The organism is Sinorhizobium sp. 8-89, from assembly GCF_030124325.1.
In the GTDB taxonomy this organism is placed as follows: Bacteria; Pseudomonadota; Alphaproteobacteria; order Rhizobiales; family Rhizobiaceae; genus Sinorhizobium.
The window spans coordinates 1-7850 of sequence record NZ_JASKLR010000017.1 but is presented as its reverse complement, the minus strand read 5'-3'; the positions used below and the strand labels follow the sequence as shown (position 1 = coordinate 7850).

Below are 7850 nucleotides of genomic sequence, written 5' to 3'. Positions count from 1 at the left end.
GCGGCACGGCGGCCATGGCGAGCGTCATCGCCGCGCTTCTGTCTCCCTATCACTGGGCGGCAGGTCTCTTCGGCGGTATTGCAGCCGGCCTCGCGGTTGGCGCGCTGAACGGCTTCATCGTTACGGTGATGCGCATCCAGCCCTTTATCGCGACGCTCGCAACCATGCTCGCGGCCTATGGCACCGGCTTGCTGCTTGCCGGCAACCAGTCGGTCTCGGTTTCCTACGACAGCGGCTTCACGGCGATCGGACAGGACGATTTTCTCGGCTTTCCCATTCCGGCCTGGGTCGCCCTTCTCGCTTATATCGCGGGCTGGCTGGTGCTGGAGCGTCTGCCCATCGGCCGCCACGTGCTTGCGATCGGCGACGGCGAAGCGACAGCCGCGCTGATGGGCCTCAAAGTCAGGCGAACCCTTGCCGCCGTCTATCTCGGCTCCGGCGCGCTCGCGGGGCTCGCAGGCGTGATCCTTGCCTCGCAGTTCGGCGCCGGGCAACCGACCGAGGGCGTCGGCTGGGAACTCTTCGCGATCGCCTCCGTGGTGGTTGGCGGCACGCTTCTGACCGGCGGCTCCGGCTCCGTCGGGGCGACGCTGGCGGGTGCCCTGCTGCTCGCGATGGTGTTCAACATCCTGAATTTCGAGAACGGTCTCGGATGGATCTCGCTTTCCGCCTATTGGCAGTCCGTAATCCGGGGCGGCTTCCTGCTCATCGTCGTCGTCCTTCAGGCGCGGCTAATGTCGCGTCGCACGGGTGAGGAGAGCGTTTGAGCGGCGGCACCGGCGCCGGCTGCGTGACGCGCCCCAAGCAGCACGAAAACCAAGAGGAGATAGGATGAATACGACCGCAACACGCGAAGCCCGACTGGACTATGATCTCGCCGCCTGCGTCGAAGCCTTGCAACGGGACGGTATTACCGGGCTGAAGGGCGCCTTTTCGCGCGAATGGGCGGAGGCCATGCGCGAGGATATGATGACCGCTTTCTGGTCGGCCATTCAGCGACCGGGCGGTGCCGTCGGCCGAGGGCCACGCCGCTGGTATGTGGAGGTCCATCCGCAGGACTTTTCCGGCTTCGTCGATCTCGTCACCCATCCCTGGGTCGTCGGCATGTGCGAGGCGGCCCTCGGACCCGACTACCAGATCGTCGAAATCGGTTTCGACGTGCCGTTTCAGGGCGCCAAATACCAACCGTGGCATCGCGACTTCCCCTCCCCGCCGGAGACCTATGTCGAGCGCCGCATCACCTCGCTTGCCTTCAACCTGACGGGCGTGGACGTCACCGAGGATATGGGGCCGTTTGAGATCGCACCTGGAACCCAATGGCTCGACGGTCGGGAATGGAAGCATGAAATGTTTCCGCCCAAGGAGGTATGGCCGGAGTTTCAGAAGCTCGCGACGCGCAAGTATCCGAAGCTCGGCGATGTTTCATGCCGTTCCGCGCTCACCATCCATCGGGGGACGGAACACGGCTCGCCGATCGCCCGCCCCGTCCTGGTTCTCGGCGCCGACGCGCCCGGCGCGGGCCACGCCGAATTACACGACATGATGGTGACAAGGGATTATTACGACGCCCTGCCGGAGATGGTGAAGAAACATCTGGTCTGCAGGGTCGTCGATGAGCTGATCCCGGTCACCCAGAAACACGACATCGAAGGTTTGGTGATGGGTTCGACGCCAACCTGACATGCAGGCGGCTTGAAACCCCTGCACAGAGCAGCAACACCTGATGGCCCGTGACAGAACCGCGCAGGTTTTATCACATGACAAAAGATATATTGTGTATGGATCTTTAATCGCCTAATCGCTTCGACATCGACCATCGCATAAAGAATGGAGACATGATGTCGAAGCCCTTGAGCGAAACCACCAAGGCAATTATCCGCGCTACAGTGCCTGCGCTTGCGGCCCATGGCACGACGATAACGGCGGCAATGTACAAACGCCTTTTTCAGGATCCCGAAGTGCGGGAACTCTTCAACCAGTCCAATCAGGGCGAAGAAGGACGGCAGACTAAGGCATTGGCGCATGCGATCCTTGCCTACGCCCAGAATATCGACAATCTTGACGTGCTTGCCGGGGCAGTCGAGCGCATAGCCCAGAAGCATGTCGGGTTGAACATTCGGCCGGATCACTATCCGCATGTCGCAACCGCGCTGCTCGGTGCGATCAAGGAAGTCCTCGCGGACGCCGCAACCGATGACGTGCTGACGGCCTGGGGCGAAGCCTTCTGGTTTCTCGCCCACATTCTCATCGGTCGCGAGGAACAGATCTATGGCGATCTTCATTCTTCGGTTGGCGGCTGGACCGGATGGCGCCGCTTTCGTATCGACGCCAAGGTCCCCGAAAGCGATATCATTACCTCATTCATCCTGCGTCCGGTCGACGGTGGCCCCGTCATCCGTCACCGGCCGGGTCAGTATCTGACCTTTCGTGTCGCCGTTGGGGGCCTGCCGTTGCAGCGCCGCAATTACAGCATCTCATCCGCGCCAAATGGCGAGAGCTACCGAATATCCGTAAAACGCGAGCCCCATGGCCTGATCTCCAACCTCCTGCACGACGACTTGCAGGTCGGATCCGTCCTGGACGTCGCTCCGCCGACGGGTGATTTCTACCTTGCCGAGGAACAGGAAAGACCGGTCGTTCTGCTCTCGGGCGGGGTCGGGTTGACGCCCATGGTGGCCATGCTCGAGGCTATTGCCGCGAACGGCAACCGACGGCCGGTCCATTATGTCCACGGCGCGCAGGATGGACGCGTGCACGCCATGGCCAAGCACGTTCGCGCCCTGACGGCAAAGCAACCGCATATGAAGTCGGCGGTCTTTTATCAGTCGCCTCGGACAGGGGACCAAAAGGGCGTGCACTACGACCATGACGGCTTCATCACTCTGGACTGGCTTGCCGCCAACACGCCGATCAAAGAAGCGGACTACTACATCTGCGGTCCGAAGCCATTCCTGGCGACCTTCGTCAACGGTCTTGCGAAATCCGGCGTGCCGAACGACAGAATTCATTACGAGTTCTTCGGGCCGGCCGACGAGCTGGCCGCATAGGCGCTCACTCGATCAACCAGCCTGTGACGGCACCGTGCGTTTCAGACGCGCCGCTGTGGCATTTTTAGTTGCTGCAGGTTTTCCGGAGCGCATCGATTGCGCTCCGGCCATTCCCTCGGGTCCGGGGGAATCTTCCTCGCTCTTTTAGGTTCCCATTTAAATAATGGATGAACGAGATATCTTTAGGCCGTAACTCTTCATGGAACTTGGACCACCAATATGCGGCTGACAGTCTATTCTGACTATGCGCTTCGCCTGATGATGTATCTCGGGCTGAACGACGGCCGCCTTTCGACAATCGCGGAGATCGCGGAAGCCTACGACATCTCTCGCGCCCACCTCATGAAGATTACCCACGAACTCGGCCAGAAGGGCCTCATCCGTACGGTGCGTGGACGCCACGGCGGCATGCGGCTTGGCCGCGCCTCTTCCGAGATCAGCGTCGGCGATATCGTACGGGCCTGCGAACCCGACTTTGCGGTCGTCCCCTGCCTCGAAGCGGGTGCCGGTACCGTTTGTGCCCTTCAGCCCGCCTGCGTGCTGAAGCGCGCCCTTGCCGCGGCCGCCGCGGCTTTCCTCGACGTCCTTGACGGCTACACCTTGGCCGATCTGCTTCGTCCTTCCGTTCCGCTTCGGCAATTGCTCGGGATCGAAGGACCAAAGCCCGAGCCCGCTGGCGCGTGAGGCTACCAGCGGATGGCAGGGTCAGGCATCTTGTCGGACGCGCAAAGGTCGCTGTAGCCATTTGAATTGCTGCATGTTCTTATCCGTGAAGTGGGAAGGCAGCAGCACACGGGAGGAACAGGGCCTTGGCAGACAATCCGCTTTACGACATCCGCGACGAACGTTTCCGCACCCTGACCGTCGGCAACGCGGCGCTCGAAGAACTTTATCGCGGCTGCCGCTGGGCGGAAGGGCCGGTCTGGTTTTCCGATCTCAACTGCCTGATCTGGAGCGATATTCCGAACGAACGCATGCTGCGATGGACGCCAGAGGGAGGCGCTTCCGTCTTCCGCTCGCCTTCGAATTATGTGAACGGCAATACCCGCGACCGCCAGGGCCGACTGATCTCCTGCGAACACGGTGGCCGGCGCGTGACGCGTACCGAATATGACGGCCGCATCACCGTGCTCGCCGACAGCTACCAGGGCAAGCGGCTGAACTCGCCAAATGATGTCGTGGTGCGCTCCGACGGTTCGATCTGGTTCACCGATCCGACCTACGGCATCATCTCGGACTACGAGGGCCACAAGGCAGAACCGGAACAGGCGACGCGTAACGTCTATCGCATCGATCCTCTGTCCGGCGCCATCGAAGCCGTGGTCACCGATTTCATCCAGCCGAACGGCCTCGCCTTCTCCCCGGACCAAAAGCAGCTCTATATCGCCGACTCGGGATCGGCCAGCCATGAAGTCCCAAGCCATATCCGCGTTTTCGATGTGGCCGATGATGGCACACTGATAAACAGCCGCTATTTCTGCTCAATCGACAACGGCAACCCGGACGGTTTCCGCTTCGACGTCGACGGAAACCTGTGGTGCAGCGCCGCCGACGGGGTTCATTGCTTCGCACCGGATGGCAAGCTGCTCGGCAAGATCCTTGTGCCACAGACGGTATCAAACCTCACTTTCGGTGGCCCGAAGAAGAACCGCCTCTTCATCACCGCCACCCAGTCGCTCTATTCGATCTACACGACGACGAACGGCGTGCAATATCCGTAGGCATCAGCGCTTTCACGGTGGCGCCGTTGAGGCCAGCTTTTGTTCATCTCCGTCAATAAACCGGCGAGAGGCAGCGCAAACTTGCGCTCAGTGCAGGCCGAACTCACGAAACAAATCCTTGCGATATTGGACGAAGCGCGTCTCGCTTCGATCGCGTGGCCGGGCGAGATCGATCTCTATGGTCTTCGGGTTGCCGTCCTTGTTTTTGGGAAGAACCAGGACACGATCTGCGAGGTAGATCGCTTCCTCGAGGTCGTGCGTGACGAGAACCATCGTCACGTTCTCATCCCGCCATATTCGCTCCAGTTCCTCCTGCATCGTCAGCTTGGTCATCGCATCGAGCGCGCCGAATGGTTCATCGAGCAGCAGGATTTCCGGCTGAACCGTCAGCGCCCGCGCGATGCCGACCCTTTGCGCCATGCCGCCAGAGAGCTGCTTGGGGTAGGCATCGGCGAATTCAGCCAATCCGACCAAGGAGATGTAATGGCGCGCTCGTTCCTTGGCATGACGGGCATCGCCGCCTCTGACTTCGAGCCCGAACGCGACGTTCTCAAGGACCGTCAGCCAGGGAAGCAGACGTGGCTCCTGGAAGATGACGGCGCGTTCGTTCCCAACGCCCGTGATCGGCTCGCTGTCGATGAGCACCTTGCCCGCATCTGCGGCTTCGAGACCCGCGAGGATGCGCAGCAAGGTCGTCTTGCCCGATCCGCTGGCCCCGACGATCGCGAGGCATTCGCCGGAACGGATATCCAGATTGACGTTCCTGAGAACTCTGAGCGAGCGCCCGCTGATCTGGAAGGATTTCGAGAGATCGCGCAGCGCGATCTCCCCCTTTCGCGAAGTCTGGACGTACTCCATGAGTGGACCTCAGTTTGCCGCAGCGCTGGCGCTGGTCTGGAGCAGAAGATCGGATGCCTTGTACTTGCCCTGGGGCAGGCTGCCCTCGCGCTCGAGAACGCCGATCCAGAAATCGAGATCTCTTTCGGTCGCATGCGCGCCCGGCCGCAACCCGAAGCCGGTCCAGTGCTTGGCCAGTGCGCCGTTCTCGCCGCGTTTCTCGAGAATTTTTGCAAGCAGCGCCCGTGCTTCTTCCGGATTTTCCCTCGACCAGTCGGCCGCGCGGGCGGACTGCTCGACGAAATTCCTGGCCGCATCCGGGTGTTCCTCGACAAAGTCGCGGCGAAGAACGGCAAAGCCGCCGGCAATCTCACCAAGCACGTCGGTATCATCGAAGACCGCGCGGACGCCGCCATTGGCTACGATCTGGCCGTTGAACGTTGCCTGCCAATATCCGACAGCCGCGATGTCGACCTGCTTCGAGCGCAACGTCTGCTCCAGCTGCGGGCCTGGCACGGTGACGAGGTTGGCGGCATTCTGCGGCAGGCCCTTGCTGTGCAGCGCTTCCCTTACCGCATAGTCGAGGTGGGCGCCGAGCGTGTTCACCGCAATGGTCTTGCCGGCGATATCCTCGATGGATTTGATCGGGCTGTCTTCGAGCACGTAGAAGATGCTCTTCACCTGCTCGTTGATGCCGTTGGTCGGATAGGCGGCGACAAAATCGTTGCCGCTGGCGATCGAGTTGATGACAGCCGACGTCGCTGCAGACCCTATGTCGACGCTACCGGATGCGAGCCCGAAGAGCGACTCCGGGCCGCCGCTCGCATAGCCGACGTTCTCGAGCTTGATGCCCGTGCCGTCGAAATAACCAAGTTCGGACGCGAGCTCGTGCGCCGATAGGCTGCCATGGCTCGCCAGGTAGCGCAGGATCACCTGATCCGAGGACTGCGCCGCCGCATATCCGGAGAGGCCGATGGCAAACAGGGTGCCAAGACCGAGGGAGCGAATGGAGATGGTCATATGTTCGTCTTTCCTTGTTGAAGAGGTGAACTCGAAGCACCGTGCTAAAGCGCGTGGCGCGCGCTTTAGGTCTTTGTTTGCGTGCATGTCGTTGTCCCGAAACCGCTGCTCACTTTCCGGCGACATGCATTAGATCGAAACATCGCTCCAACGGCACAGGCGGCGCTGCGCGAACACAAGCGCGTAGTTGGCGATGAGCCCAAGCCCCGCGAGGATGAAGATCGCCGCGAACATGAGGGGTATCTGGAAGTTGTACTGGGCGTTCATGACCTGGAAGCCGACCCCCTTGTTCGCGCCGATCATCTCGGAGGCGATCAGCAACAGGAGTGCGGTCGTGGCGCTCAATCGCAGGCCGACAAAGATGGAGGGAATGGCTCCGGGCAGGACGACGCGCCGGAAGACGGTCGATCGAGACGCTCCGTAGACACGCGCCATCTCGATCAGCTTCGAATCGACTTCCTTGACCCCGCTGATCGTGTTCAAAAGCAGCGGAAACAACGTCGCCCAGAAGATGACGAAAACCTTGGATGCCTCACCGAGCCCGAGGAGCAGGATGAACACCGGATAAAGTGCGAGTGCCGATGTCTGCCTGAAGAGCTGAAGGATCGGGTCGAGTGCGTTCTCGATCGGGCGTACCTGTCCCATGAAGAGCCCGAGCGGTATCGCCACCACCACGGCGGCCAAGAATGCCAGGCCCGATCGTTGCAGACTGATGGCTATGTCGTCGAGCAAGGCCCCGCCGAAGACCCCTCTCCACATGGCGGAAAGGATCGCGTCGATCGGCGGAAAAACGGCGGGATTAAGCCAGCCGCTGCTGCTGGCGCCTTGCCACAAGACGAGGAAGGCGAGCAGAACCCCGTAGCGCGACAGCCAGTGGCGAAGTTTAACGCCGGCCCATTGAAGATGCTCTTCGGCTTTCGCGCCACCAGCGCCGCCGAGGATTGATCTATCGACATCCTGCAAGCTCATCTGCCTGCCCTCCTCTTTGGCGTTTCATTCGTCGGCCTGAACGGTCTCGCGAGATTGCGACCACGGGTTTGCCGGTCTGGGGAGGCCGAGGTTTTCGCGAAGCGTGCGGCCTTCGTACGCGGTCCGGAACAGCCCCCGACGCTGCAGTTCGGGGATCACTAGGTCGACAAAGTCGTCGAGCGCGCCGGGAAGCCACGGCGGCAGGATGTTAAACCCATCCGCGGCTTCGTTGCGGAACCACTCCTCGAGCTGATCG

8 protein-coding genes and 1 pseudogene are annotated in these 7850 nt (G+C 61.3%); 5 read left to right on the top strand and 4 right to left on the bottom strand.

The window, feature by feature from the left end; genetic code table 11:
• The 5 genes from QN219_RS24515 to QN219_RS24495 all read left to right on the top strand — a co-directional run.
• A partial coding sequence (locus QN219_RS24515) for an ABC transporter permease (RefSeq protein WP_284002677.1) occupies positions 1-767 on the top strand: 767 nt, incomplete at its 5' end.
• Positions 768-831: 64 nt separating this feature from the next.
• The gene (locus QN219_RS24510) at positions 832-1680 is read left to right on the top strand and encodes a phytanoyl-CoA dioxygenase family protein (protein WP_284002676.1); all 849 of its coding nucleotides are present in this window, start codon (positions 832-834) and stop codon (positions 1678-1680) included.
• A 158-nt stretch (positions 1681-1838) separates the two neighbouring features.
• On the top strand, positions 1839-3047 hold the full coding sequence (gene hmpA / locus QN219_RS24505) for an NO-inducible flavohemoprotein (RefSeq protein ID WP_284002675.1): 1209 nt from the start codon (positions 1839-1841) through the stop codon (positions 3045-3047).
• Between the two features lie 219 nt (positions 3048-3266).
• Positions 3267-3731, top strand: coding sequence for an Rrf2 family transcriptional regulator (locus tag QN219_RS24500; RefSeq protein ID WP_284002674.1), 465 nt, complete (start codon positions 3267-3269; stop codon positions 3729-3731).
• Between the two features lie 125 nt (positions 3732-3856).
• Positions 3857-4768: an SMP-30/gluconolactonase/LRE family protein gene (locus QN219_RS24495; protein WP_284002673.1), complete on the top strand. Its 912-nt coding sequence runs from the start codon at positions 3857-3859 to the stop codon at positions 4766-4768.
• A gap of 87 nt (positions 4769-4855) precedes the next feature.
• Here the strand turns inward: QN219_RS24495 and QN219_RS24490 are convergent, their stop codons facing one another.
• From QN219_RS24490 to QN219_RS24475, 4 genes and pseudogenes are all read right to left on the bottom strand, one after another.
• Positions 4856-5626 carry an ABC transporter ATP-binding protein gene (locus QN219_RS24490; RefSeq protein WP_284002672.1) on the bottom strand — a complete coding sequence of 257 codons (771 nt, stop codon included), beginning with the start codon at positions 5624-5626 and terminating at the stop codon, positions 4856-4858.
• Between the two features lie 9 nt (positions 5627-5635).
• Positions 5636-6625: an ABC transporter substrate-binding protein gene (locus QN219_RS24485; protein WP_284002670.1), complete on the bottom strand. Its 990-nt coding sequence runs from the start codon at positions 6623-6625 to the stop codon at positions 5636-5638.
• Between the two features lie 129 nt (positions 6626-6754).
• Complete coding sequence (locus tag QN219_RS24480; RefSeq protein WP_284002669.1) at positions 6755-7594, bottom strand: ABC transporter permease; 840 nt, start codon at positions 7592-7594, stop codon at positions 6755-6757.
• 24 nt (positions 7595-7618) lie between these two features.
• A pseudogene (locus QN219_RS24475) lies at positions 7619-7850 on the bottom strand (nitrilotriacetate monooxygenase); the annotation flags it as partial.